A 25,140-nucleotide genomic window follows, 5' to 3' on the forward strand; every position below is an offset into this window, starting at 1 on the left:
TCCTTGAGAAGGATTGTGCGAGAAACTATGTGGGGAGATGCGCGTCAGGCGGGCAGGAAGATCGACTTGAGGTTCTGGTAGGCGGCCAGGCCCTCGGGGCCGAGCTCGCGGCCGATGCCGCTGGCCTTGACGCCGCCGAAGGGCGAACCCCAGTCGAGGTTGAAGTAGTTGACGCCGAACGAGCCGGTCTCGACGCGGCGGGCGACGTCGACGCCGCGGTCGGGGTCGGAGGTCCACACCGTTCCGCCGAGCCCGTACGACGAATCGTTGGCGAGAGCGATCGCGTCGTCGACGTCGTCGTAGCGCAGCACGGTGAGGACGGGACCGAAGACCTCTTCGCGGGCGATGGTGGCCGAGTTGTCGACGCCTCCGAAGACGGTCGGCTCGACGAAGAATCCGCGGTCGACACCCGACGGCGTCCCGCCACCGGTGGTGACCGTGCCACCCTCGGTGCGGCCGCGCTCGATCAGCGACAGCACCCGATCCCGGTGCCGGCCGCTGGCGAGCGGACCGACCGCGACGGTCTCGTCCATCGGGTCGCCGACGGGCAGCGACGCGCACATCGCGCTGATGGCGTCGAGGTATTCGTCATAACGGCTGCCCGGCACCAGGATTCGGGTGGACATGTAGCAGGTCTGACCGGTGTTGAGCAGGGATGCGGTGGCGAGTCCGCCGACGGTCTGCTCGAGATCGGCGTCGTCGAGCACCAGCGCTGCGGACTTGCCGCCGAGTTCGAGGGTCACCGGACGGATGAGTTCGCCACAGACGCGGCCGATCTCGCGGCCGGCCGGGGTCGAGCCGGTGAACGCGACCTTGTCGACGTGCGGGTGCGACACCAGGTGGCGGCCGATTTCGCTGCCGCCGTTGACGATGTTGAGGACACCGGCGGGCAGGTCGGCGGCGATGGCCGCCTCGGCGAGGACGTAGGCGTCGAGGCTCGTCTCGGGGGATGGCTTGAGGACCACGGTGCAGCCGGCGGCCAGCGCGGGCGCGATCTTGAACATCGAGAGGATCGCGGGGAAGTTCCATGGCGCGATCGCCCCGACGACGCCGATGGCCTCGCGGCGCACGATCGTCGAGCCGGGCAACGGCTGGCTGGTACGCGTCTCCTCCACCGGGGTGGCCTCGACGAGGTCGGCGTAATAGCGCAGCAGCTGGACCGGCGCGGCGCCCTCGGCGAACCGCGCCAGCGCGATCGGCATGCCGTTCTCGGACGTCACCGCCGACGCGCGGTCCTCGGCGCGCTTGTCGAGCTCGTTGGCGAACCGGCGCAGGTGTGCGGCACGGTCGGCAGGGGACAGGTCGCGCCAGCCCGACGACCGGAACGCGGTGCGGGCGGCCTCGACGGCCGCGTCGACGTCGGCGGTGGTGGCCTCGGGTACCGAGCCGAACTGCTCCTCGGTGAGCGGGGAGATGACCGGGATCGTCGCCGAACCGGCCGGCGCGCGCCAGCCGCCGTCGATGAAGAAACTCGAGCGGATGGTGTCGATGGTGGTCATGGGTACTCCTCGCTGAGTGTGTCGGCCGTCGAGCGGTCGGCGGCGTGTGTCCATGATCACTCCCACCCAGGTCGGATTTCTTGACATCTCATGACGACTTCTTGACAGTTGATGCCATGGCCGACTTGATCTGCGCATCCTCGCTCAGTCAGTTACCCGAGCTGATTGCCGAACACGATGGAGATGCCCGCGCGATCCTCGGCCGCGTCGGCATCGACCCGGCCGTCGTCGGCGCGTACGACCGGTTCGTCCCGTTCACCGCTCTGTCGACGGTCATCGGTTTGTGCGCGGCCGAGTTCGACGTCCCCGACTTCGGGCTGCGCCTCGCCGCCCGGCAGGACCCCGACATCCTCGGCCCGGTCGCGATCGCGGCCCGCAACGCCGAGACCGTCGGCGACTCGTTTCGACAGGTCTCGGCCTTCGCGCACGTGTACAGCCCGGCCATCACCGCCCAGATGCACTACGGCGAGCGGGAGGTCGCCTACGAGTTCGATACCGTGCTGCAGCGTGTGCCGTACCGGCCGCACGTCGTCGAACTCGCGATGGGCGTCACCCGGTCGACGTTCGCGATGACGCTGGGCCACGGCTTCCGCGCGAACCGGATCACCTTGGCGCACCCGGCGATGTCCGAGCCGCGCGTCTACACCGACTATTTCGGTTGCCCGGTCGAGTTCGAGGCGCCGGCCAACCTGGTGGTCTTCCCGCGCGGGGTGATGCAGCAGACGTTGCGGCGGGTCGACCCCCTGGCCTACGACGTGGCCATCCGATTCATGACCGGACACGATCGCGAGAGGGCCTTCGGCGAGGCGGTCTCGGCGCTGATCGTGCGCGCCCTGCCGGCGGGGGCGGCCACGCTGGAGGCGGTGTCGAAGCTGCTGATGATGCACCCGCGTGCGGTGCAGCGGGGTCTGGCCGACGAGGGCGCGACGTTCGAGCAACTCGTCGACGACGCGCGCCGCGACCTCGCCGTCTCACTGCTGTCGAATCGGGGTGTCCCGCTGGCGGCGGTGGCGCGGCAGATCGGATACTCCGAGCAGAGCACGCTGACCCGCAGTTGCCGACGCTGGTTCGGCGTGCCGCCGCTGGCGAAGCGCCGCGAGCTGACTGCCCCGGGCCAGGACTTGTCCCGAGATCTCTAGGAGTCGTCGCTGTCCGGGGTGTCGTCGCTGTCCGGGGTGTCGTCGCTGTCCGGGATGTCGTCGCCATCCGAGAAGTCGTCGTCAGCCGAAGCGTCGTCCAGGAGGCCATCGGGGTCTTCGATGCGGACGTCGTAGTCGTCGCCGAGGCGCCGGGCCACCTCACCGATGAGGCGCCGCGCGGCGTCGTCCAGTACCCGCACGTGGGTCAGGTCGAGGACGACGGCCTCGGTGCCGAACCCCTCGCACGCACGGCTGGCGAGGATTTCCGCACCCGCGAAGCGCACATCGCCCTGCAGCTCGACGACTGTAGTGCCGTCGTGTTCGGTCACCGATCGCAGCGCGGGCCGACCGGTGGGGGCCACGTGCATCATGTGCAGTTCCATGTCGCGCGACAGCCGTTCGAAAACGGCGACGCCGCGCACGCTGTTGCCCTGTCGGTCGAGCCGCGGTGACCACACCGCGAGCCCGACCTGGCCGGGCAGTACGCCCAGGATCGCGCCGCTGACACCGCTTTTCGCGGGGATTCCGACCGTCGCCATCCAGCTGCCGCTGCCGTCGTACATGCCGCACGTGGCCATGACCGACAGGACGTGCCGGGTGATCCAGCCTTCCAGGATGCGCTCGTCGTCGCCGGTCGACAGTCCGCCGTTGGCGAGTACCGACCCCATGACGGCGAGGTCGCGGCAGGAGACTCGGATCGAACACTGGGCTGCGTACCCGTCGACGACCTCGTCGGGTTCGCAGTCGAGTTTGCCCGCCGAGCGCAGCAGGTAGGCCAGCGCGGTGTTGTGGTCGTCGGAGGCGAGTTCGGCGCGGTGGACCTCCTTGTCGACCGAGACCTCGCGTCCGGCGAGAGTGCTGACGAGGTCGATGACGCGGTCGACGCGTTCGTTGGGATCCGCGCCGTTGATCATCCCGTGCACGGCGACGGCGCCCGCGTTGATCAGCGCGTTGCGCGGCCGACCGGTCTCGGCCTCGAGCGAGATCTCGTTGAAGGCGTCGCCGGACGGTTCGGTGTCGACGCGTTCGAGTACGGCGTCGAGCCCGCGGTCGCGCAGGGCGAGTGCGTAGGCCGGTACCTTGCCGATGGACTGGATGGAGAACTCGTGATCGGCGTCGCCGGCGGTGTACACGGTGCCGTCGATGGTGGCCAGGGCGATACCGAACGACGACGGATCCGCCTGCTCGAGTTCACGATTGCCGCTCGCGACCTCACCGCCGTCGTCGTCGCGGCATTCGGAGAGTACGCGTTCGAGGTAGTCGTCGATGGGGGAGCGCATATCCCACGGTAGCCACCTGGGCTCAGTTCTGGCGGTACGGCATGTACTGCACCGACCAGTGGTTGCCGTCCGGATCGTCGAAGTACACGAAGTGGCCCCACGCCTGTTCGTCGATCTCGCCGGGGTCGACGCCGGCCGCGAGCAGCTGCTCGCGGGCCTCGTTGATGTCGGTGACGACGACCTGCAGACCCTTCACCGATCCCGGTTCCGCGTCGCTCAGTCCCTTGCCGAAGGCGATGGAGCACGCCGACCCGGGCGGGGTCATCTGGACGAACCGGATCTCGTCGGACACGACGTGATCGTGGTCGACGTTGAATCCGATCTTGGAGTAGAAGTCTCGCGCCCGGTCGACGTCGCTGACCGGCAGGATGACGAGTTCGAGTGTCCAGTTCACGGTTCCTCCTGGGGTTGTGGTGTAGCACCAGCCTCTCAAGAGTCGAGGACAGTTTCGGTCCTTATTCGAGACGTTGGCCCGCCCCCCTCTGAGTAGGCGAGGTGCCTGCCGAGGGCCGTCTCGCCCGCTCCCTGATCCGAAAGAACGCCCTGCCCCCTGCTCCCTGAGGAGCGCCCGGAGCTCGCGGAGGGCGCGTCACGAAGGGTCTTCGCAACCCGACTCACCAGGACCCTTCGTGACGCTCGCAAGCTCGCTCCTCAGGGAGCAGTACAAGGGCTCGCGCCGCGCTCAACAGTTCTTTCGCGATCCACGACGGCCGCCCGACCGCTCCCTGAGGAGGCGCGGAGCTTGCGGAGGGCCGTCTCGCCCGCTCCCGGAGGAGGCCCGGAGCTCGCGGAGGGCGCGTCACGAAGGGTCGCCCCGTCGGCGGATGCGGTGCCGGTCGGGGCGTGTCAGCGCGCGGATCTCCTCGAGGACCTCCTCCCAGTCGTACAGCACGTCGTCGTAGGTGAGGCGCATCGTCATCCAGCGGTCGAGCATGGTCATCCGGTCCCGCCGACGGTCGTTGCGGAATGCGGCTCGGTCGGAGTGGTACGACTCGCCGTCGCACTCGATGAGCAACGAACCCGTGCGGAGATCAGCGTGTTCGCGGTCGCCGATCGACGGTTGCACCTCCACGTCGAATCCCGCGGCGATGAGCCGGAGCCGGACGAGCGACTCGGTGCCGGATTGCGAACGGGCATCACATCGGTCGAACATCGCCGAGACCGCACGGGTTACACGACCCATCTCGGCCTGGAGGTCCGGGATGGTCAAGTCGGTGGCGTTGAGGACCGAGTCGACCACCGCTATCCACTCCTCGGCCGGAAGGCACCGTGCGGCGCAGCCGACCGCCACGGCGATCGGGTCGACGGCCGTCGTCACGGGGAGCGGGCGGCCGAAGCCCTGGCACCACCGGAACGGGCCGCTGGGCTTCGTGGCGGACTTCGCGTGTTTGCTGAGACGAACGTGGGTCTCGTTGTGGCCCGGCGGTATCCAAAGATCCGGCAGGCCGCGCCGCTGATGGAACCGCAGCGCGCTGATGCAGGACAGCGCACCTCCTGCCGTCACCGCGGACACGACGTGGGGGTCCGCCGCGGACGTCCGCACCCAGCCGTATCGGAGCGACGTCAGGGTCTCGGCCTTGCGCGCCTGCGCAATGGCATCGGGCGCCCAGCCCATCGCGGTCAGTTCTCTCAGCGAGTACACGCCACAATCCGAAGTCACACCTGCTTTGACGCACGGAACCGGTCGGTGGTTTCGTCAGATCGGGCCGGGTGTGGAAAGTGTTGTCCCCGTGAGAGTCGTGGGAGGGCAATATGCCCTTCGAGGTCGCTCATGGGGACGAGACTTTGACTCACCCCGCCGAGAACCGGACCGTGGTGCGGATCTGGGTGGCTCCGGGGTGGTCACAGGCGGTAGTCGTGCCGGCTTTGGGCGTGGCCAGGCGCGACGGGCCGGTTCCTAGGCTTCGTCGGGCCGGGTGTGGAAAGTGTCGTCCCCGTGAGTGTCGTGGGAGGGCAATGTGCCCTTCGAGGTCGCTCATGGGGACGAGACTTCGGCTCACCCCGCCGAGAACCGGATGGCGGCGCGCACCTGGGCCACGATCGCCCGCCCGGCGCCGAGCGGCCACCGGTGCATGACGTAGTCGGCGGCCGCATCGACAGAGAGTTGGCGGGTGGAGTTTCCCGCGCGCACCCAGAACTCGGGCGGGGCGTTCTTCCCGGCCCGCAGGTAGACCGGCCGCGGGGACGGTGAGCACGTCACCCGGCAGACCGGGACGTCCCCCGATGCGTCGGGCCGCGCGACCGATTCGACGGCGATCCCGACGGCCGCCGCGGTGTTCTGGCCGAGGGTCGTGGTCAGCAGATCGCGCAGCCACAGTTCGAAACGGTCGGCGTCGGGCACCTTCAGCGTCGCGAAGTCGGGTTCGAGACCGAGTGGGGTGCCGTCGTCGGCGACACCGATGAGCAGGGTGCCTCCGTCGGAATTGAGGAACGCCGACACCGTCTTGACGATCACCTGTTCCATGCGCGGGTCTTTCTCGCCGCTGCGCAGGTTGACCCGGGCGGTCGACTTGAACTCGAGCCGATCGGATTCGCCGTCGGAGAGCAGTTGCGCGACAGGGGCATTGGATTGACGTTGCAACCGCGCCGCGAGCAGGCCGTAGGCGCCGACCGCGACGACCGAACTGATGAGTCCCAGCACGACCGTCGTCACGCTCCACACCCGGAGGTGCTTGTCGACGAGGCCGGCGATGTAGAGGCCGAGCGCGGTGCCCAGGATCGACAGCACCATCGCCGTCGTCGCGTCGAGGCGGGCGCGTCGGCGCAGCAACCACCTGGCGACGACGCCGAACACCCACGCGACCACCAGCACCAGTACCAGCGCAGTCGCCGTCGCCCAGACCGGTACCGCGAACTCGATTCCGCCGATCGTTCCCACACAGCTTTATAGCCCGGAGCCTCGCTCAGCGCGGCTCCGGGCTATGGAAACGTCGAACTCAGACGGCGTCGCCGCCGTCGATGCTGCCGAAGTCGCCGACCTCGACGTTGCCTTCGTCGTCGACGGCGGTGTCGAAGGTGCCGTCGCCGTCGGTGTCGGCGACCGCGATGTCGGTGTAGCCGTCGGCGTCGGTGTCGGCTTCGATGATGTCGATCTCGCCGTCGGCGTTGGTGTCGTAGGCGATGGAGTCGGCCTGGCCGTCGCCGTCGGTGTCGAGGATGGCGTCGGTGGTTCCGTCACCGTCGACGTCGGTGAGTGCGGCGTCGACGGCTCCGTCGCCATCGGTGTCGACGAAAACGGCGTCGGCGGGGATCTCGGTGCTCATGGTGGGTCCTTTCGGGGTTCGGCGCGGTGGTGCCGGGGGGTTGTGAAGTGGTTCTGGTTACTTGGAGGTGAGTCTGCCCCGGTTTGTTCCCCACGGCCTCGAAGTCGCGTCGGGATCATTCGCGGGGAGTACCCCCCCCGTCAGCGCAGATCGGCCAGCAACTCCGACAGGAGGGACCGCGCGCGGGAGATGCGACTGCGCACGGTCTGCAGGCCGATGCCCTGGGCCTCGGCGATCTCGGAGTAGCTGAGCTCGCCGTAGACGCGCAGCACGAAGGTCGCCCGATAGGCGTCGGGAACCTGCGCCAACGCTTCGGCGATCCGGTCGGACACGACGACCTGCGCCGCGACGTCCAGATGGCTCATCGGGTCGTGCTCGGCGATGTCGTCGGCGTCGGTGCGTTTGCGGATCCGGGCGAGCGCGGCGTTGGACCCGATGCGGTACAGCCAGGTCGACAGTTGCGCGTCGCCACGGAAGTTGCCGATGGCCCGCCACGCGGCGACGAGCGCGTCCTGCATGGCGTCCTCGGCGTCGTGCTGATTGCCGGTGATGCGTAAACAGATGGCCCACAGCCGGTCTCGATGCTGTTCGACGAGCGTGGTGAAGGCCGCCTGATCGCCGGCGCGGGCGCGTTCGAGGAGGTCCGCGCCAGAGGGGGATTCGTCGATCAACGACTGCACCCGCTCATCGTAGGGCCGTGCCCCGACCATGGCAGCACATCGCGACTTTCGGTGCCGCGCAGCTCAGAAGTCGTCATCGAACGTCCCGTCCGCCACCGGGTCGACGACGGAATCCTCGTCGTCGCCGAAGACGTCGTCGGAGCTGCCTTCGAAGTCGTCCCCGAAGTCGCCACCGATCGGATCGTCACCCGCGAGGTCGGATTCCGCAGACATTTCGCCGTCGAACTCCTCGTCCGCCGGATCCGGCCCGGGTGCGGCGGTCAAGTCGGTGTCGAGTTCATACGACGGGTCGAACGCGGTTCCGACGGCGGTCTCCCACGCGCCCTCGGGCACGCTCAGCTCGCCCGGCGGGTCGGTGTCGCGCAGCCAGTCGTCGAAGCCGCTCTCCCCGGAGCCGCTGTCATCGTCAAGGTCGTCGGTCATGGTCGTTCGCCTCCGCAGGTGTCTCTGTCATCCGGTCGACTGCCGGGCGCCGAGGAGTGATGGACAATTCTCGGCACGTACCTAGGAGTGTCGCCGAGCCCGGAATGTTCCCGCCGGATCGGAAGAAGTCTCGGGAGGTCAGATCTCGTGGAGCAGCGCATGACCGTGCGTGGTCGCGTGGAGCAGTTGCTCGACGAGGTGGGCCCGCTGGCGCCGGACCCGGCGACGATTCCCGCCCTGCGGGCCCGACTCGCCGAACCGCTGACCGTCGCGCTCGTCGGACGCGTCAGCTCCGGCAAGTCGACGCTGCTCAACGCCCTCGTCGGGGACCGTGTCGCCCCGACCGACCGCGCCGAGTGCACCCGCGTCGCCGCCCTCTACGTCGAGGGTAACCCGCAGCGGGTCGAGGTCATCGGACTCGACGGCACGGTCACCGAACTTCCCGGACCCATGCGCGGCGACATCGGCCGGCCACCGGAGGAGATCGACCATGCGATCGTCCACACCCCGTCCCGGTTGTTGCGCGAGCGCTTCCGCGTCATCGACACCCCCGGCCTTTCGGGATTCACCGACACCGCCGAGATCGCGACCCGGCGGGTGTTCGGTGGCCAGAGCAGGCTGGCCCGGCCGGACGTCGTCCTCTTCCTGCTCGACGACGCCGCGGGACCGAAGGCTGACGAGGTCGCCTTCCTCGCCGACGCCGGTGCGTCGGCGCAGAACACCATCCTGGTGATCTCCCAGGCCGACCTCATCGCCGCCGACAACCCGATGCTCAAGGCGCAGGAGATCGCTCGCCGGGTCTGGCGACGCTTCCCGGCGATCGCGGGCGCCGTGGTCGCCGTGTCCGGGCTGATGGCCGAGGCGGGCGTCTGCGGGGTCACCGAACGTGAGACCGCCCAGATCTCGCGCCGCGGACAGCTCGAGTCCTGGGAGCTGTTGACCATCCTCGACGGCGGGATGCCCGCGCCCCCGGGGATCGACGTCGACGAACTGGGCCGGCTCGAGCAACTCGTGGGCACCTATGCGATGGATGCCGGGGGCGAGATCGCGCGGCAGGGTGCACGGGCGTACAGCGAATGGCTGCACCGGGTTTCGGGTATCGACGAGTTGCGGCTGGCCATCGGCCGGCGATTCCTGGCCGTCGGCGACATCCTCAAGGCACGCACGGTGCTGGCCGCGCTGCGCGAATCGGCCTACCGCAGTCCGCGACGCGACGTCTTCCTGGAGGCGATCGACGAGGCCGAGACGTCCCCGGCGCTGCACCGGCTCCGCGAGATCGCCGCGCTCGAGGCCCTCGCCCGGTGGCAGCCCGACAGCGAACTGGTCGGCGAGCTCAACGTCGTCGTCGCGAGTCGCGATGTGCGCGTGCTGTTGTCGTTGCCGCCGAATGCCGCACCACCGGCGATAGCGGACGCCGCGCGGCTGCGGGCCACCGACTGCCGGTCGCGGCGCGCCTTCGCGGCGACGTCTGCCGAACGGGAGGCGTTGCTGGTGCTCGAGCAGACCTATCAACTCGTCCGGCGCGGACTGTGGGTCAACTGAGGTGACGGTGAAGGAGAGCAGACAGTGACTTCCAGCGAACCCGCCGCCATGTCCGGGGCTGGGACCAAGGGACTCGAGAAGGCCCCGGCGAAGAGTGCGACGCCGACGCCGGAGGCGGTCCTGCGGTCGGCGATCGACGCATTGCGCAAGCACGGCGAGGACGCCATCGCCGACCGCGCGGCCCGCGTCCGCGACCGACCGGCACCGCAGGGGACCGTGGTCGTCATCGGCGAGGTCAGCCGGGGCAAGAGCTCACTGGTCAACACGCTTCTCGGGGTCGGCGACCTCGCGCCCGTCGACGCCGAGATCACCACCTCGGTGTACGTCCGGTTCACCCCTGCAACCGACGACCTGCCCGCCGGCACCGCGCTCGTCGAGTTCCCCGGTGCCGCCCACCGCATCCCGGCGACCGAACTGTCCGACTGGGTGACCGTCGGCGGGCGCCGCGCGGCCGGGGTGCCGGCGGAACGTCTCGCGCCCGGCACGCCCGTCGATTCCGTTCTCGTGCCCCCGGTCTCGGCGCGGGTGGGGGTCGACGCCACGGTGCTGCCCGGCGTCACCGTCGTCGACACACCGGGTGTCGGGTCGCTGGTCCCCGAACACGTCGAGGCCGCGGTCAGCGCGGCGCGCGGCGCGTCGGTACTGGTGATGGTGTGCGACGCGACCGCACCGCTCAGCGCACCCGAACTCGACTTCCTGCGCAGTGTCAGCGAGGAGGTCGCCTCGGTGGTGCTGGTGGTCACCAAGACCGACCTCGTGATGCGGCAGTGGCGGACGATCGTGGCCGAGAACCGAAAGCTGATCGGCGCCAACGCACCTCGCTTCGCGCACATCCCGATCATCGGTGTGTCCAACCGCATCGCCGCCCAGGCCGCGGCGATCCCCGATCCGGACCGTCGTGAACGGGCCCTCGCGGCGTCGGGAGTTCCCGAACTCGTCGACGCCCTGACACCGCTGGTCCGCGACGGGGCCGCGTCGCCGGTGCGCAACGCGCTACAGCTGACGTTCGCCGGGCTCGACGACGTCCGCACGCGTCTGGTCCTGGAGATGAAGGCCGCCACCGCGACTCCCGCCGACCGAGCCGACATCGAAGCCGAACGCGACCGGCTCCAGCGCCTCAAGGATCGGCGTCGGGAATGGCGGGCGCGACTCACGCAGGACATCACCGCGGCGTCGCTGCAGACCGACGACCTCATGCGCGACCGCTTCGACAAACTGCTGGGCCAGTGGTCCACGCGTATCGACAAGTTGCGCTTCTACGAACCGCACCGGGCGGGCCAGGAGCTGATCGCGCAGATGACCGTCGACCTCGAGGCCGCCGCGCGCGAGGTGAGCGCCTCGTTCGTGGCCGGGATCGAGCGGATCGCCGACGCGCTGTTCGCCGATGCCGCCATCTCCGACGAGCTGGTCGGGCAGATCGCCGGCAGCGCGGGCGAGCTCAAGCTCCGTGAGCAGGAGAAGATCTCGCCGTGGAAGAACATGGTCGACCCGATCCTGCTCTCCATCGTCGCCGCCGGCGGCCCGCTGGCGATCATCCCGGTGGTCAACGTGGTGGCGGTACCGGTGTGGGCGGGCGTCGTCGTCGGGTTCCGGGCGTCGAAGGTCGGCAAGGAGAATCACCGCAAGTGGTTGACGAAGGCGGTCGCCGACATGAAGGCCGACGTCCGGTCGCAGCTGCAGTCGATCAAGGCGCAGGCCAGCGGTGACCTGCAGATCGCCTACGACGAACTGCTCGAGCGGCTCCTCGCGGAGTCGACGAAGATCCTGAACGACGCCGCTGCCGATGCCAAGAAGTCGGCGGCCGAGCGGGAGAAGATCGCCCAGGATCTCCGCAACCAGATCATCGCGGTCGACAACGTGCGCAAGTCGATCGCCCGGGTACTTCGAGCGCCCGCCGGATGAAACCCGCTGTCATGTGTAACGATCTGCACCTGAGGAGGTGGCCACGTGGCGCAGGAGAGCAGGCGGCGACTGTGTATCGACTTCGGCACCAGCAACACCGCGGCCGCGTACCGGGTCGGGTTCGGCGAGCCGGTCATCGTGCCGCTCGGCCCGGGTGGACCCGCGATGCCGTCGGCGGTGTTCGCGGCTGACGCGACCGTCGTGGTGGGTCACGACGCGGTGCAGCGGAGGTTGCAGGCACCCGACGCCTTCGAGGACACCCCGAAGTCGCGTATCGACGACGGCGAGATCGAACTCGGCGACCGGTTCTGGCCGGTCGAGGATCTGATCGCCGCAGTGCTGCGGCACGTGCATCAGTCCGCGTTGCGCCACAGCGGACTGCCGATGTTCGACTCGATCGTGCTGACCCATCCGGACCGCTGGAGCGAGCGACGCAAGAACGTCCTCCGGCGCGCGGCGCAGCGGGCCGGCATCCCCGCCGACGCACTGCGTGTCGCCTCCGAATCACTCGCTGCCGCTTGGTACTACGTGTACCGCGGACATGACGTCAGTGGTGGCGAACGGATGTGTGTCTTCGACTTCGGCGCCGGCACGTGCGACGTGGCGGTCCTCGTCCGCGACGGCGCCGAGGGGTTCACCGTCACCGGGTCGGGCGGCGACAACCACCTCGGCGGCCGGGACCTCGACGCCCGGATGATCCGTTGGGTGCACGACGAGGCCGCCGAACTCGACCCCGACCTCCCGAGCCGGCTCCGATCCCCGGCCGCCGCGATCGCCTTGGCCGATCGGGTGCGGACGGCGAAGGAAGCGCTGTCCGACACCGCGCAGGCCGTCATCGAACTCCCCGGCACCCGGCACACGCTGCTGCTGACGCGACGCGAGTTCGAGGCGATGATCGGACCGTTCGTGGAGCGGGCCGTCGAGCTGACCCGGGACGCGATCGCGCGGGCCGACGCCGCGGGTACCGGTCCGGGCGGGCCGGTCATCGTCTACGTCACCGGCGGGACCAGCAGCATCCCGATGTTGCAGTCCGCGCTGTCGTCGGTAGGCCGGGTCGCCCGGATCGGCGACCCGAAGGTCGTCGTCGCGCAGGGTGGGCTTCTCCGCTCGACCAACGTCGTCCCGGGGACCGAGGCCAACAGCTTCGACGCCGGGCGCGAGACCGATCCGCGGCGGACCGTGGGCCCGGCGGTCGACGCATCGGGTCGTCGAATCGCGTTCCCCGCGTTGCCCGGCGGTTCGGTGATCGCCGCCGTCTCGGTGCGCAGCGGCCAGCCCGTACGCGCGGGGGAACCGCTGGCGACCGTCGATTCCCCGGCTGGGCGGGTGACGATCGACGCACCGGTCGCGGGCACGGTGCACGGCCTCGACCTGCGGTCGGGCGCCGCCGTCCAACCGGGTGCGGTGTTCGCGGCCGTCGGACCGGTGGACCTGCGGCCGGACCAGTGGCCGCGGCTGCACCGGATGCCTGCCGGCACATCAGTGGCAGCGGCGCGGCCCGTGATGCAACCCGTCGTCCCGCAGCCCGTCGCTCCACCTGCCCACATCTCGCAACCCGGCTCGGCGCAACCGATTCCGGAATCGGGGAAGGTGAATGCGTTCGGGCTGGCGGGACTCATCGTGGGAATTCTCGGGTTTCCGCTGTGCCTGGGCACGATCGTCGGCCTGGTACTCACGGTCGTGGGCATCACGCGTGCCGGTGGCCGTCGCGATGCCCTCACCACGACGGCGCTCGTCATCAACATCCTGGGCGCCGTGGCCTGGGTGGCGTTCGTCATCTGGGCGGTCGTCAGCGGCTGACCCGCACGCCGACGCGCAGGTCGCCGGTCAGGGATGGCTGTCGATGTCGAACTGACGCCAGGCGGCGTCCCACTCTCGTGACCGGTGCCGATCGGCGACCAGGCGCACGAGCACGGTCGAGCCCCACCAGACGAGCACGACGAGCATCACCACCCCGGCACCGGCGATCAAGCCCTCCATCACGGCGTCGGTCGTGGTCACGGGCGGGCCCACCACCGCACCGGTGTCGTCGAGCCAGACGGTCCGGACTCGGCCGACGGCGTCGAGCGGCTCGGCCCCGACGGTCGCCGTGAGTCGGTGACCGTTCGGGTCCCGCCACGCCACGGTGGTGTGGTCGGTGGTGTTCTGGCCGCTGTCGTTCGGCACGTCGACGCTCGGCACGTCGGCGCTCGGAACACCGACGCCCGGGACGCCGGCACTCGGTGCGCCGATGCGTGGTTCCCCGGCGCCCTCGACGGACGTGCGAATGATGGTGGCGCTGACCGAATGCCGGGGTTCCTGGTGCTCGATCGTCGCCTTGTGCGCCGCATAGGTGTTGCCCCCGACGGTCAGGGCGACCATGAGCCCGGCGAGTGCTGCGATCCACAACATCACGAGTGTCGCGGTTTCCAGGCGGTCGGCGCGGCGGACCAGGCCATTCGACGATGCGTGCATCACACGCCAGCAGTGGAGTTCGCGGGCGAGGAATCGCAGCATGTCCCCCTCCTGATGCCTGTCGCCCCTTACATGGTCGTTGCCGGTGGCCCGCCGGGACAGGGCCTTTGGTCCCGAAACGGGCGCAGCACCGGCGTGTTCAGTCATTCGACTCACAAACGATCCGTGCTCAGCGTATCCTCGCACTGCGCCGATGGCCGACATCGTGTGGGGGTGCCGGGGCGTAGGGGGTCGACTCGAGGGGCTCCGATCTCGCTCCTCGTCGGTGTCCACGATCGTCATGGTTCGACAGGTCGTCGATGGTCGTGGTCTGAGTGGAGGGGTTGACGGTGACCAGCGTTTTGTCTGTGGGCGCATCGAGACGCGGTGCGCGCACGTTTCTCACGTCGTCGGCGATCGGCGAGGCGATCGACATCGAAGAGTCGATCGTCCTGACCGGGTACGCGGCGCTCGCCGAGAGTGCCGCGGACTTCGGGGTGACGCCGGACCTGATGCGTGAGGTCGACGCGGCCGTGCACCGGCACCGGGCGATCATCGCGCGGCTTCGGCTGATGCGAACCGAAGCCGTTGCTGCCGAACAGGTCTCGTCGCCGCACGACGAGGCGCTGGCCGCCCTGGGTCTCGGTGGTCCCGATGGTGATCCGATCGCCACGGACGTCGAGCCGTCGAAGGTGGTGCGGTCGTACCGCGACGCCGACCCCGATGGTCGGCGTCCGGCGCTGGTCGCCGTCGCGTACCTGCTCGCGGCGGCGCACGCGCTGACCGACCCGACGAACTGTGGGACCGCTTCGCCCGCACTCAATCTCATGCCCCCGCCGCTGCATCGGGATCGCGCCCTCCTGGAGAAGGTGCTGACCCACGCCGTGGCGATGTCCGACCCGGCCACCCGTGCGGAGCTGGCCGCTCACATCACCGCTGCGAGTACCGCGTTCGCCGACGCCGGCGGCGTGACCGACCGTTCCCTCTCCGTGCTGCGGTACAACCCGCACTCGTTGCGCACCTCGTGCCGGTCGATGGGTCTGGGCGAGGTCGACATCTGTATCGCCGGCTGATCTGATCGGCCACCGGGCGCGCGGCGATTACTCTGGGCGTCGTGACCACGTCGGTTTCGCAACGCTATCGGTGGCTCCTGCACGTCGATCTCGACCAGTTCCAGGTGGCGGTCGAGCGGCTGCGGGCCCCCGAACTGGTCGGGGTGCCGGTGATCGTCGGCGGCAACGGCGATCCGACCGAGGCGCGCAAAGTGGTCACCTGCGCGTCGTATGAGGCGCGCGACGTGGGTGTCCGTGCGGGGATGCCGTTGCGGGCGGCTCACCGCAAGCTGCCCGACGCGGTGTATCTGCCGCTCGACATGGGCGCCTACGACGCGGCGTCCGCCGAGGTCATGGACGTCCTGCGGGCCACCGGTCACCCGGTCGAGGTCTGGGGCTGGGACGAGGCGTACCTGGGGGTGAGCGCGCGCGGGGCGGAGGTCGACCCCTTCGACGACGCGGCCATCGTCGACCTGGCCGAACGGATCCGTTCGGAGATCCTCGACCGGTGCGGGCTCACGAGCTGCGTCGGGATCAGCGACAACAAGCAGCGCGCGAAGATGGCCACCGGATTCGCCAAGCGTCCGCCCGGCGGCGCGCGAAGCGGTGTCGACGCGCCGCGCGTGTTCGTGCTCGACGACCGCAACTGGCTGGAACTGATGGGGGACCGACCCACCCGCGACCTGTGGAGCGTCGGGCCGAAGACGTCGGCGAAGCTCGCCGCCGCTGGGATCAATACGGTTACCGAGCTGATCGCCGCTCCGCGCGACGACTTGATCGCCACCTTCGGTCCGCACCAGGGCAATTGGCTGTATGTCCTCTGCCGCGGCGGCGGTGATTCGACGATCACCGCCGAACCCTGGCTGGCGCGTTCGCATTCCAAGTCCCGCACGTTCGCGACCGACCTCAGCGACGCCACCGAGATGCGCGCCGCCGCCGCGGACCTCCTGCGCGAGTTGCTCGATCAGGTGGTCGGCGAGGAACGCCTGCCGTTCCGGGTCGCGGTGACCGTCCGCACCACGACGTTCTACACCCGCACCAAGTCGAGGAAGCTCCCCGCGCCCAGCCTCGACTTCCCCGAACTCGAGTCGGTGGTCGCCGACCTGCTCACCAGGTTCGACATCGACCGCCCGGTCCGCCTCTTGGGCGTACGCCTCGACCTGGTGACCGACGAGGAAGGCGCCGCAACCTGAAATGCCCCTCCGCTCCCTGATCAGAAAGAAGCGCCAGCCCCTGCTCCCGAGCCCGATGGGCGTGCTTAGCCACCGCTCCTTAGTCCAAAGAAACGACCTGCCCCTGCTCCCTGAGGAGCGCCCGGAGCTTGCGGAGGGCGCGTCACGAAGGGTCTTCGCAACCCGACTCACCAAGAACCTTCGTGACGCTCGCAAGTGGCGGGACTGTCTCGCGTACCCGCCCCGATTCGTGACCGACAGACATCAACTCGACTCCTAGACCTCGATCGAAGTCTGCCGGTCAAGTTGAGGTCTGCCGGTCGCCGGCCCGACGTCTGCTCATAGTTGCTCTGCTCGACCCAGCGGGTCGCTTTCCACACTCCGGAGGGCGCGGCCGACTACTGCTCCCCGAGGAGGCCGGAGCTTGCGGAGGCCGTCATGAAGGGGCCTGGTGAGATGCGTCGCCGTCGCTGGCACTCCTCGCACATCATGGAGCAGGGTTTTTGCAGTCCTTTCGGATCAGGGAGCAGAAGGGACGCTCGCGGCTCGCGACCCAGGGAGCGGGGCGGGGCGGCCCGCAAGCTCGCTTCCAGGTTTCGCGGCCCCCTGCGGGCCGTGCCTGGCCCACGATATTTGACCGGGTACGGAGCCGACTGGGGTGTTCACTGTGGAGTTGTCAAGGGACGGATGCGGTCCCGGGTGTGGCCCGGGTGCGGAAGGTGCTGCGCGAAGGTGTGGTCAGGCGGCGTCGTCGAGTCGCATGGTGCGTCGGTTGTAGGCGGGTAGTGGTCGGCGCTGCGGGTCGATACTGGCGGGTGGGACGAGCCAGGGGTGCCGGTCGTAACCGATGACGATGTCCCAGCCGTGGTGGTGGACCTGTGTGTGGCAGCGTTGGCAGAGCAGGCAGCCGTTGTCGAGGTCGGTGGGTCCGCCGTCGGCCCACGACTTGATGTGGTGCACCTGGGTATGTGACGGTGGTGCACCACATTTGATGCAGCAGGCGTCGCGGACGATGATCGCTTTGCGGAGGTGTGCCGGGTACAACCGGTGGGTGTGACCCATCTGCAGTGGTACGCCCTCACTGTCCAGGATGATCTCGGTCAGCGATCCGTCGCACGACATCTGTTTCGCGGTGGCCCGGCTGACCGACCCGGTCCACGGCAGCGTTGCGAGGTCTCCGGTCGCGGGGATGGTCAGCATCAGTTGCGTGCGTGGGCTTCCGACGGTGTCGAGGGTGGCGCCGATCGCGGCTTGGTCGAGGATCAACTCGAACGCATCGGCACGGCGTTGTTCAGCGGTGCGACGATCTTCGGTGCCGTCGGGTTCGGGCCGTGGGCAGGACCGTTCGTCGATCATCGTCAGGAACTTCTCTCCCACGATCTGGGTGAGGTCGGCACGGATTTCGACGCGGCCGTCGTCGGTGGTGTGGGCGGTGACCGCGTTCAGCGATGGGTCGTCGGCCGCGGGAAGGCCGGTGTCGGAGTCGTCGGCGAGGTCGTTGGCGATCGCGCGGGCGTGTTCTAGGACCTGTGTCGGGGTCGCGCCGGACAACGCTTGTGCGATGAGGTCGCTTTCGTATTGGGATCGGTCACCGTCGGAAAGCGCCTCACCACAACGCTTGTCGATCTGGTGCATGCCTCGGACGATGGCGTCGACGACCTCGCTGGACAGCCGCCCGTCGGCGGCATGCCGCGCTGTGGCCGGCAGAGTGGGCAGGGCGTCGACACTGCGCATGGTGCGAAGAGCGGCCGCCGGGGCGTGGCCTGACTCGATCAGCAGCTTCTTGGTGGTGCTGCCGGCTTTCTGTGCGACGCCGATGCCGTCGAGTTGCGCTGCGTGCGTGACGATCTGATGATCGGCAAGGTTGCGGATCAGGCGCCACGTGTCGAGGGCGTCGAGTGTTTCTCTGCCTGTTGGGTCGTCGGCGGGCGGGCTGGTGTCGATGAGTTGATCGAGGAGCGTGGTGAGCTCTGGCATGACTCCAAGGTACCGGAACATGCGTTCGATTTCGAGGTTTCTCCACAGGCCAGAAGCTCGAATTCATCTACTGTGCAGCAATTGTCGTCTAATGAGCGCCTATTCGCGTTGACTGTGCGCAGATCGTCAACAGTGGTGTACTTCAGTCGCACAGCTCTCTAGTTCTGGCGCGCCTTCGACCGACTGAGTTTGAGGTGTTTGAGCTGGTTCCCGTTGAGCAGGGGCCGCCGATCACAAAATCTCGCGCTTGACAGTCGACTTCGGGCGCGCGCGAGAGTGTAGCCGAAAACTCCTCCACCTGAGTGCGTTCGAAGGGCGATATGCCCTTCGATCATGCTGAGGGGGACGAACTTTCAGAGTCGTCTCCGCAGGGTGGCGCGCTGGGTCGTCAACCGTCTTCTACGGGCGGGCTCCTCAGTATCTGCGGCCTGGCGGCCGTCGTGGACTTCGTAAGAATTCGTTGTGCTCGGGGCGAGCCTTACCTCTGCTCCCTGAGGAGGCCGGAGCTTGCGGAGGCCGTCACGAAGGGTCCTGGTCAGTCGGGTTGCGAAGACCCTTCGTGACGCGCCCTCCGCAAGCTCCGGGCGCTCCTCAGGGAGCGGTGGTTGGCCGCGCCGTCCGCAAGCTCCGGGCGCTCCTCAGGGAGCGGTGGTTGGCCGCGCCGTCCGCAAGCTCCGGGCGCTCCCTGAGCTGAGGAGCGGGGGCAGGTCGTTCTTTCGGATCAGGGAGCAGGTTGGGCCACGATGAGCGGAACGAGTTGCTCGGCGGTGGTCCAGGCGCCGTGGTGGCCGAGCATCATCGACTCCATCGTCTCGCGCTTGCTGCGGGTGAGGGTGGTGGCGCCGCGGGCCACCGCGACGACGTCGCCGATGCGTTGTGCCACAGCGTCACTGACGATCGGTCCGAACCACTCTTCGTCGATGGTCTGCTCGCGCGAGACCACGTGCGCGGCGTCGCCGAGATACGACGCCCAGCCGCTCAGCACGTCATCGGCCGATCCCGGTGTCGCGTAGACGTGTCGGACCCGCGCCTCGCCGGCCACCGCGTCGACGCCGTCGAGCAGGGCGGGGGCGGTGTCGATGTCGATCGCCCGGTCGGCGGTGATCATCCCGTGGTCACCGGTGACGAGAAGGGTTGCGCCATTGCCCAGTTCGGAGGCGAGGTCGGCAACCAACCGGTCGACGATGTGCAGCTTCTCCAGCCACTCCGCCGACCCCGGGCCGTGGATGTGGCCCGCCATGTCGAGTTCGCTGTAGTAGGCATACACGAAACGCCGATGCCGACTCCGACGCCGCAGGGTGGTCAGCACGGCGTCGCGGATGCCGTCGGGCGTCACGGCGGGCAGGAACTGTCCCGACGCGCGGAAGGCCGCCATCGTCAGGCCGGTTCCGCGGAACTCGCCGGGCATCACATAGGTGACCCGGACACCCTTTGCGGCAAGTTCTTCGAGACTCCCTCGCTCGGTGCGGACGAGGGCCGGGGGATACGTCATCAACGCCGACGGTCCGGAGGCGTCGTCGAGGGTCCAGCGCAGCGAGTTGAGCACTCGTCGTGACCCGCGCGTTCGGCATTCGTCACCCGGGCGGAAGCTGTACCCGATGATCCCGTGCACTCCGCACGACGTGCCGCCCGTCAGGCTCAGGATGCTGGTCGCGGTGGTCGCCGGAAACCCGGCACGCAGCGTCGTCGAGGTCAGTTCCCTGAGCGTCGGGGCATGCTCGGCATAGTCGTCCAGCAGGGTCGCGCCCAAGCCGTCGATGAGCAGCAGAACCACCGACTCACTCGGCGGGACAACGGGTCCCGCACCCTCGGACGGAACCCCGAGTGCACCCGCCACCGCCGGCAACACGTCGGCGAGCGTGTGCGGATAGCCGTGCCAGTCTGCCGGGGCCAGCTCCAGCGGACCCGCCACTTCAGTCACCGCGCGCCCGAACCGGCCGGTCCGAACACATAGTGTCCCGACCGCAGGAACCGGACCGACCGACGCGCGTCTCCCTCGACGAGCAATGGCGACAACGCATCTCGCAGCGCAATCCGCCACCGCGCGGCGTCGAGTGGCGCGCTGACCCGCATCGACTCGACGTCACGCGGAACCTCGACAACGGCGCCGGCATCCGGGGTGATGCGCTCGTGGTGCGCGACGGGATGGGATGGCCGGTCGACGTCGATGACCGACACGGCGCCACCGGCGAGCGCCTCGTCCACCGACTCCACCGATCCCTCCGACCTCGACGACCCGTCCGGCGCCGACGGCGCGGCGGACTTCAGGTCCCACGCCACCAACACCCGGTCGGAGTCGGCGTCGCCGCCCAGCTCGTCACCGAGTTCGCCGTAGAAATCCTCGTAGTAGTGCACGGGCGTCGCACCGAGCTTCGCGAGGTTGAAGTAGGCGTTCCGGGCGACGAGGGGATCGAAGGTCCAGGTGATCGTCGACAGTCCGCGCTCCAACGCCCAGCGACGCTGGTGCATCTTCAGCGCATGACCCACCTGATGGCCGCGGCCGCGGCGGGTGACCCCGGTGATGTGGCTGTGCAGGGTCTCGCCGACCGGTGCGCCGAAGAACGCCACGCTTCCGCCCGCGAGGTGGTCGCCGATGAAGGCGCCGGCCACGTAGTTGCCGGCGTGACTGAGCGCCCGCAGCATGTCGGTCCCCACGGGCCGGTTCGTCGGATCGGGCCGCCACACGTCGTCGAAGATCCGCAGGAGGTCCTCGAGCTCGTCGGGCGACGACAGTTCACGAACCTCCACACCGAGGGTTGCATCCGACATGGGGTCGATTCTGTCATCGCCCGGCGACACCGTGGTCGTGGTTCGACCAGCCCGATCTAGGATGAGCCCCATGTCCCACACCGGCCGACCGTCCGACGCGTTCGCGCGCGTCGCCGCGGCCGGTGTGGTTCCCGCGGTCGCGGTCGCCGCGCACGGTGCGGCGAGCGGGGCGATGCCGAGTTCGTCGGGCGTCCTGCTGAGCGCCGCGATCGGCGTGGTCGCGGCGATGCTGCTCGCGCCGCGTCGGGGCCGGCTCACGACGGCGGCGGCGTCGACCACGCTGGTCCTGTCCGCTGCCCAGGCGGCGAGTCACTGGGCTCTCGGGCTCGACGCGGGGCACGCAGCCCACGACGCGTCGACGCTGCCGATGCTCCTCACTCACATGGTGGCGATCCCGCTCAGTGCGGTCGGAATCGTCGCCGGTGCCCATCTCCTGGCGTCGATCGGCTCGGTGATCCGATCGCTGGTGCCGCCGGTCGCCCTCGCGGCGCATCCGGCCGCTCCGGTGTTCTGGACGCCGCCTTGTGTTCCGGCCGCACCCGCGTTGTGCGGCACCGGCGTTCGCGGACCACCGGCTGCCTCCTGACGCGCCCGGGCCCCAGACCAGAACGGTGTGGGGTCGATGCACGCGTCCACGAGGACCGGTCCCGACACCATCGAAAGACACACCCCATGAAGCTCAGTTCCCCGCGGGCGACGATCGCCCGCCGCATCACCGCGCCCGCCACCGCCGTCGCCCTCGTCGGCCTCGCCTCCTTCGCGGGTGCGGGTGCCGCGTCGGCGCACGTCACCGCCAACGCGCCGACGGTCACCCAGGGCGGGTACGGCGTCGTCACCTTCGTCGTCCCCAACGAGTCCGACGCCGCCGCCACGACCGCGCTGCGGGTGACGCTGCCCGGGCTGACCTCGGCCCGCCCGGAGGTGATGCCCGGCTGGAAGTCCGTCGTCACCAAGAAGGACGACAAGGTCACCGAGATCACCTGGACCGCCGACCCGGGGTCACCGGGGGTGCCGGTCGGGCAGTTCGGCCAGTTCCGGTTCTCCGGCGGACCGTTCCCCGAGCAGGAGACCGTCGAACTCCCCGCGCTGCAGACCTACGCCGACGGTGAGACCGCCGACTGGAGTCAGCCGACCCCCGACGACGGCTCCGAGCCGGAGCTGCCCGCACCGACGCTGACCCTGCCCCCGGCCACGGGCGACGGGCATCACGGCGGCTCGCACGCCGCCTCGACGACGGGCACCGCCGACGCTTCGGACACCTCCGAGTCGTCGGCATCGTCCGAGGACTCCGCCGCGCGCTGGCTCGGCGGGATCGGCCTGGTGGTCGGCACCCTCGGCGCGGTCATCGGCGTCGCGGCGCTGACAGCCCTGCGCCGCAATGGTCGTGGCGGCGGCGATGCCTGACCGTCGCGCGCCGGCTCGACGCGTCGTCCTGGTCCTCGCGACGCTGCTGTGTCTCGGGCTCGTCGGATCGTGGGCGGCCGCCCCGGCGTCGGCGCACTCGCGGCTGGTCTCCTCCGACCCCGCGGAGGGGGCGACGCTGCAGACCGGTCCGCAGACGGTGACGCTGACCTTCAACGAGCCGATCCAGTCGTCATATGCGGTGCTCAACGTCGTCGGACCCGACGACCACTACTGGCAGAACGGCGACCCGACGGTCGACGGCCCCAATTTGCGTGTCGGGGTGCGCGAACTCGGCCCGGCCGGTGAGTACGTCGTCAACTACCGGGTGACCTCGGCCGACGGGCACGTCATCAGCGGACAGCGCACGTTCGAGCTCGCGGTCGCCGGCAACGGTGAACCCGGCCCGGCGATCGAAGCGGTCGATGCGTCGTCGGACGAGGGAATCCCGGTGTGGTGGTTCATCGCCGGCGCCGCCGTCGTCCTGATCGTCGGACTCGGCGTTGTGTTCTGGCTGAGCCGGCGACCCTCCACGCGGCGCTGACACCAGATGACCGTCCGCAACGGGTTGATCCTCGCGATGACCCTGGCCGGCGGTCTCGTGGTGAGCTGGTTGCTCGCCCGTCCCGACGGTCCGGATCTGGTCGCCGTGCCCACGACCCTCGCGCTCGGTGTCTCCGTGACGCTGCTCGGTCTGGGGGCACTGCCGACGGTCGACGCCGAGCCCTCGACCCGGGTGATCGGCCTGCTGGCCGGGGTGTGGGTGTTGGCCGTGCTGGTCAGCGCATGGGTGCGGACGGCCGATCGGGCGGGTGTCGAGGTGCTCGACGTCAAGGCCGGCGACTTCGGCGACGTGCTGTTCTCGGGTGCGCCCGAGATGGTGGCGCTGGTGGCCGGGGTCCTGATCCTCGCGTGGGTGGTGCTGGACCTGCTGACGGGGATCGAGATCCCTGTGCTCGTGGTCGGGGCGCTCGCGGCGATCGGGGTGCTGGCCACCTCGATCGCCGGGCACGCCGGCAACGACTCGTGGGGGCCGTTCCTCATCGGTGCCCACGCGCTGGCCGCGGCCTGGTGGTGCGGACTGTTGGCGGCGATGCTGCTCTCGGTGCGCGGCCGGTCGGGGTGGGCGCGCAGTCTGCCGGTCTTCTCCGGCCGCGCGCCCTGGGCGGTCGGGGTCCTCACGGTGACCGGCCTGATCTCCGGCCTGGTCGAGGTCGACGGTCCGGCGAACCTGCTGAGCAGCGGTTACGGCCGAATCCTGCTCGCCAAGGCCGCGGTGCTCGCGGTCCTCGTGGGTCTCGCGGTCTGGCACCGCCGGCGGTGGCTACCGGCCGTGCAGCGCCATCGCAGCAGCGAGTCCGCCTCCGTGCGCGCGGCCGTCGTCGAACTGGCGATCATGGCCGTGGCGCTGGGCCTGGCGGCCGGGCTGTCGGCGACCGCGCCGCTCCCCGCCGGCTGAGCCATTCCTTCCGCCGGCTGAGCCATCCCTTCCGCCGGCTGAGCTTGTCGAAGTCCCCCTTACCCGCTGGTTGAGCCGGCTCCGAGCGCAGCGAGGCGCCGTGTCGAAGCCACTTGCCGCGGGTCACCAGGTGGTCTCGACGGGCGCGGCGTCCTCGCTGCGCTCGTTCGACGCTCCTCGACCAGCGGGGGGTAAATCGACCCTGCGCTACCCGCGGATCACTCGCCCATCGGCGGTCGCGATTGGTCCCACAGCGCGAGGAGTTCGTCGATGATGTCGGTCGCCATGTGCAGTGTGCTGAGGTGACTCTCGCCGGGCATCTCGAACAGCTTCGCGTCGGGGAGCAGCGACACCATGTGCTCGCCGTGGGCGTACGGGATGATGTGGTCGGCGTCGCCGTGCCACCAGCGCACGGGCACCGTGACGTCTCCGACGCGGAAGCCCCAGTCCCGCGCGAAGACGACGACGTCGGCGAATGGCGCGTTCATGCGCCGGCTTCCGCCGTGGAGCAGGTCGTCGAGGAACATGGCCCGGAACTCGGGGCGCGCCAACAGTTCTCGGTCCGCCTGCGGGGACAGTCGACCGTAGATCGAGATCGCGGGTTCGGCGATCGGCCGGGCGAAGCCGAGGGCGACGCTGAGCACCTGGCCGATCGGCGCGCCGGCCACGCTGACGAGCGGTGCGAGCAGCGTGCCGAGTCGCATGGCCCCGCCCTCGATGCGGTCGGGTCCGACCGTCGGCGCGACACCGCCGAGGATGCCCGCCGCCGTCACCCGGTCGGGCATGGCATGGGCGACCCCGAGTGCGTACGGCCCGCCGCCCGACAGCCCGATGATCGCGAAGTCGTCGATGCCCAGGGCCTCGAGGACCTCGGCGAGGTCGGGTGCGAAGGCAGCGACGTTGTCGTACCGATGCGGGCTCGACGACCCCACGCCCGGCCGATCGAGTCCGATGAGGCGGATTCCGCGTTCGAGCGCGTACGCACGAGCTTCGACGGGGATCTGGCGCCGCGCGCCGGGGGTGCCGTGTAACCAGACGATTGCCCGTCCGGTGGCCGATCCGTACTCGGCGAATCCGATCCGACGATCACCGTCGGCGACGGCGATCGACCCCTCGATTTTCGGACGGGCGATGTCGATCATGTGATCA

General features: G+C 69.5%; 23 protein-coding genes. 10 read left to right on the forward strand and 13 right to left on the reverse strand.

Features of this window, described 5'->3' with window-relative positions:
* Positions 1 to 44: 44 nt before the first annotated feature.
* Positions 45 to 1,499, reverse strand: coding sequence for an aldehyde dehydrogenase (locus tag KB201_RS05005; RefSeq protein ID WP_211538509.1), 1,455 nt, complete (start codon positions 1,497 to 1,499; stop codon positions 45 to 47).
* A gap of 116 nt (positions 1,500 to 1,615) precedes the next feature.
* On the opposite strand from KB201_RS05005, the gene KB201_RS05010 reads away from it, so the two are divergent.
* Positions 1,616 to 2,638, forward strand: a complete 1,023-nt coding sequence (locus tag KB201_RS05010; RefSeq protein WP_065629277.1) for an AraC family transcriptional regulator — start codon at positions 1,616 to 1,618, stop codon at positions 2,636 to 2,638.
* On the opposite strand, the gene glsA is transcribed toward KB201_RS05010, so the two are convergent.
* From glsA to KB201_RS05045, 7 genes are all read right to left on the reverse strand, one after another.
* Positions 2,635 to 3,918, reverse strand: a complete 1,284-nt coding sequence (gene glsA / locus KB201_RS05015) for a glutaminase A (RefSeq protein ID WP_211538510.1) — start codon at positions 3,916 to 3,918, stop codon at positions 2,635 to 2,637. The two genes, KB201_RS05010 and glsA, sit on opposite strands and share 4 nt — an antisense overlap.
* 22 nt (positions 3,919 to 3,940) lie before the next feature.
* Positions 3,941 to 4,312, reverse strand: a complete 372-nt coding sequence (locus KB201_RS05020; RefSeq protein WP_058253291.1) for a glyoxalase superfamily protein — start codon at positions 4,310 to 4,312, stop codon at positions 3,941 to 3,943.
* A gap of 405 nt (positions 4,313 to 4,717) precedes the next feature.
* A complete protein-coding gene (locus KB201_RS05025; protein WP_249145131.1) occupies positions 4,718 to 5,533 on the reverse strand; it encodes an endonuclease domain-containing protein in 816 nt (271 codons plus the stop codon).
* Between the two features lie 381 nt (positions 5,534 to 5,914).
* Positions 5,915 to 6,796 carry a helix-turn-helix domain-containing protein gene (locus tag KB201_RS05030; RefSeq protein WP_211538511.1) on the reverse strand — a complete coding sequence of 294 codons (882 nt, stop codon included), beginning with the start codon at positions 6,794 to 6,796 and terminating at the stop codon, positions 5,915 to 5,917.
* A 58-nt stretch (positions 6,797 to 6,854) separates the two neighbouring features.
* The gene (locus tag KB201_RS05035) at positions 6,855 to 7,181 is read right to left on the reverse strand and encodes a hypothetical protein (protein WP_211538512.1); all 327 of its coding nucleotides are present in this window, start codon (positions 7,179 to 7,181) and stop codon (positions 6,855 to 6,857) included.
* A 140-nt stretch (positions 7,182 to 7,321) separates the two neighbouring features.
* Positions 7,322 to 7,861: an RNA polymerase sigma factor gene (locus tag KB201_RS05040; protein WP_211538513.1), complete on the reverse strand. Its 540-nt coding sequence runs from the start codon at positions 7,859 to 7,861 to the stop codon at positions 7,322 to 7,324.
* Positions 7,862 to 7,924: 63 nt separating this feature from the next.
* Positions 7,925 to 8,284 carry a hypothetical protein gene (locus KB201_RS05045; protein WP_211538514.1) on the reverse strand — a complete coding sequence of 120 codons (360 nt, stop codon included), beginning with the start codon at positions 8,282 to 8,284 and terminating at the stop codon, positions 7,925 to 7,927.
* Between the two features lie 159 nt (positions 8,285 to 8,443).
* On the opposite strand from KB201_RS05045, the gene KB201_RS05050 reads away from it, so the two are divergent.
* The 3 genes from KB201_RS05050 to KB201_RS05060 are packed head-to-tail and all read left to right on the forward strand — an operon-like array spanning position 8,444 to position 13,528.
* Entirely contained in the window at positions 8,444 to 9,826 is a 1,383-nt protein-coding gene (locus tag KB201_RS05050; RefSeq protein ID WP_249145103.1) for a GTPase, read from the forward strand.
* Positions 9,827 to 9,874: 48 nt separating this feature from the next.
* Positions 9,875 to 11,728: a dynamin family protein gene (locus KB201_RS05055; RefSeq protein WP_211538566.1), complete on the forward strand. Its 1,854-nt coding sequence runs from the start codon at positions 9,875 to 9,877 to the stop codon at positions 11,726 to 11,728.
* A 45-nt stretch (positions 11,729 to 11,773) separates the two neighbouring features.
* Positions 11,774 to 13,528: an Hsp70 family protein gene (locus KB201_RS05060; protein WP_211538516.1), complete on the forward strand. Its 1,755-nt coding sequence runs from the start codon at positions 11,774 to 11,776 to the stop codon at positions 13,526 to 13,528.
* Positions 13,529 to 13,555: 27 nt separating this feature from the next.
* On the opposite strand, the gene KB201_RS05065 is transcribed toward KB201_RS05060, so the two are convergent.
* Positions 13,556 to 14,224, reverse strand: coding sequence for a hypothetical protein (locus tag KB201_RS05065; RefSeq protein WP_211538517.1), 669 nt, complete (start codon positions 14,222 to 14,224; stop codon positions 13,556 to 13,558).
* 305 nt (positions 14,225 to 14,529) lie between these two features.
* On the opposite strand from KB201_RS05065, the gene KB201_RS05070 reads away from it, so the two are divergent.
* Positions 14,530 to 15,234 (forward strand): hypothetical protein, encoded by a 705-nt coding sequence (locus KB201_RS05070; protein WP_211538518.1) that lies wholly within the window; start codon positions 14,530 to 14,532, stop codon positions 15,232 to 15,234.
* 41 nt (positions 15,235 to 15,275) lie between these two features.
* Complete coding sequence (locus KB201_RS05075) at positions 15,276 to 16,406, forward strand: DNA polymerase IV (RefSeq protein ID WP_211538519.1); 1,131 nt, start codon at positions 15,276 to 15,278, stop codon at positions 16,404 to 16,406.
* A gap of 717 nt (positions 16,407 to 17,123) precedes the next feature.
* On the opposite strand, the gene KB201_RS05080 is transcribed toward KB201_RS05075, so the two are convergent.
* The 3 genes from KB201_RS05080 to KB201_RS05090 all read right to left on the reverse strand — a co-directional run bounded on the left by KB201_RS05080 (position 17,124) and on the right by KB201_RS05090 (position 21,131).
* Positions 17,124 to 18,383 (reverse strand): HNH endonuclease signature motif containing protein, encoded by a 1,260-nt coding sequence (locus tag KB201_RS05080; RefSeq protein WP_211538520.1) that lies wholly within the window; start codon positions 18,381 to 18,383, stop codon positions 17,124 to 17,126.
* A 700-nt stretch (positions 18,384 to 19,083) separates the two neighbouring features.
* The gene (locus KB201_RS05085; RefSeq protein ID WP_211538521.1) at positions 19,084 to 20,283 is read right to left on the reverse strand and encodes an alkaline phosphatase family protein; all 1,200 of its coding nucleotides are present in this window, start codon (positions 20,281 to 20,283) and stop codon (positions 19,084 to 19,086) included.
* On the reverse strand, positions 20,280 to 21,131 hold the full coding sequence (locus KB201_RS05090; RefSeq protein ID WP_065631021.1) for a GNAT family N-acetyltransferase: 852 nt from the start codon (positions 21,129 to 21,131) through the stop codon (positions 20,280 to 20,282). The genes KB201_RS05085 and KB201_RS05090 overlap by 4 nt, the downstream gene beginning before the upstream one ends.
* 70 nt (positions 21,132 to 21,201) lie before the next feature.
* Between KB201_RS05090 and KB201_RS05095 the strand changes: the two genes are divergently transcribed.
* From KB201_RS05095 to KB201_RS05110, 4 genes are all read left to right on the forward strand, one after another.
* Positions 21,202 to 21,717 carry a YtxH domain-containing protein gene (locus KB201_RS05095; RefSeq protein ID WP_068971175.1) on the forward strand — a complete coding sequence of 172 codons (516 nt, stop codon included), beginning with the start codon at positions 21,202 to 21,204 and terminating at the stop codon, positions 21,715 to 21,717.
* Positions 21,718 to 21,803: 86 nt separating this feature from the next.
* Entirely contained in the window at positions 21,804 to 22,535 is a 732-nt protein-coding gene (locus KB201_RS05100) for a YcnI family protein (protein ID WP_159370236.1), read from the forward strand.
* Positions 22,528 to 23,076 (forward strand): copper resistance CopC family protein, encoded by a 549-nt coding sequence (locus tag KB201_RS05105; RefSeq protein ID WP_211538522.1) that lies wholly within the window; start codon positions 22,528 to 22,530, stop codon positions 23,074 to 23,076. The genes KB201_RS05100 and KB201_RS05105 overlap by 8 nt, the downstream gene beginning before the upstream one ends.
* Positions 23,077 to 23,082: 6 nt before the next feature.
* Positions 23,083 to 23,991, forward strand: coding sequence for a copper resistance D family protein (locus KB201_RS05110; protein WP_211538523.1), 909 nt, complete (start codon positions 23,083 to 23,085; stop codon positions 23,989 to 23,991).
* A gap of 218 nt (positions 23,992 to 24,209) precedes the next feature.
* Here the strand turns inward: KB201_RS05110 and KB201_RS05115 are convergent, their stop codons facing one another.
* Positions 24,210 to 25,133, reverse strand: coding sequence for an alpha/beta fold hydrolase (locus KB201_RS05115; protein WP_068971172.1), 924 nt, complete (start codon positions 25,131 to 25,133; stop codon positions 24,210 to 24,212).
* Positions 25,134 to 25,140: the final 7 nt, after the last annotated feature.

The sequence above is a fragment of the Gordonia sp. SCSIO 19800 genome, assembly GCF_018132775.1.
GTDB lineage: Bacteria > Actinomycetota > Actinomycetes > Mycobacteriales > Mycobacteriaceae > Gordonia > Gordonia hongkongensis.

Bases quoted from the DNA above. Each gene is read 5' to 3' on its own strand.
- KB201_RS05115 (WP_068971172.1), bottom strand. From the start codon at position 25,133: ATGATCGACATCGCCCGTCCGAAAATCGAGGGGTCGATCGCCGTCGCC.
- KB201_RS05100 (WP_159370236.1), top strand. From the start codon at position 21,804: ATGAAGCTCAGTTCCCCGCGGGCGACGATCGCCCGCCGCATCACCGCG.
- KB201_RS05035 (WP_211538512.1), bottom strand. From the start codon at position 7,181: ATGAGCACCGAGATCCCCGCCGACGCCGTTTTCGTCGACACCGATGGC.
- KB201_RS05005 (WP_211538509.1), bottom strand. From the start codon at position 1,499: ATGACCACCATCGACACCATCCGCTCGAGTTTCTTCATCGACGGCGGC.
- KB201_RS05045 (WP_211538514.1), bottom strand. From the start codon at position 8,284: ATGACCGACGACCTTGACGATGACAGCGGCTCCGGGGAGAGCGGCTTC.
- KB201_RS05110 (WP_211538523.1), top strand. From the start codon at position 23,083: ATGACCGTCCGCAACGGGTTGATCCTCGCGATGACCCTGGCCGGCGGT.
- glsA (WP_211538510.1), bottom strand. From the start codon at position 3,918: ATGCGCTCCCCCATCGACGACTACCTCGAACGCGTACTCTCCGAATGC.
- KB201_RS05010 (WP_065629277.1), top strand. From the start codon at position 1,616: ATGGCCGACTTGATCTGCGCATCCTCGCTCAGTCAGTTACCCGAGCTG.
- KB201_RS05050 (WP_249145103.1), top strand. From the start codon at position 8,444: ATGACCGTGCGTGGTCGCGTGGAGCAGTTGCTCGACGAGGTGGGCCCG.
- KB201_RS05065 (WP_211538517.1), bottom strand. From the start codon at position 14,224: ATGCTGCGATTCCTCGCCCGCGAACTCCACTGCTGGCGTGTGATGCAC.
- KB201_RS05080 (WP_211538520.1), bottom strand. From the start codon at position 18,383: ATGTTCCGGTACCTTGGAGTCATGCCAGAGCTCACCACGCTCCTCGAT.
- KB201_RS05090 (WP_065631021.1), bottom strand. From the start codon at position 21,131: ATGTCGGATGCAACCCTCGGTGTGGAGGTTCGTGAACTGTCGTCGCCC.
- KB201_RS05055 (WP_211538566.1), top strand. From the start codon at position 9,875: ATGTCCGGGGCTGGGACCAAGGGACTCGAGAAGGCCCCGGCGAAGAGT.
- KB201_RS05025 (WP_249145131.1), bottom strand. From the start codon at position 5,533: ATGGGCTGGGCGCCCGATGCCATTGCGCAGGCGCGCAAGGCCGAGACC.
- KB201_RS05105 (WP_211538522.1), top strand. From the start codon at position 22,528: ATGCCTGACCGTCGCGCGCCGGCTCGACGCGTCGTCCTGGTCCTCGCG.
- KB201_RS05095 (WP_068971175.1), top strand. From the start codon at position 21,202: ATGTCCCACACCGGCCGACCGTCCGACGCGTTCGCGCGCGTCGCCGCG.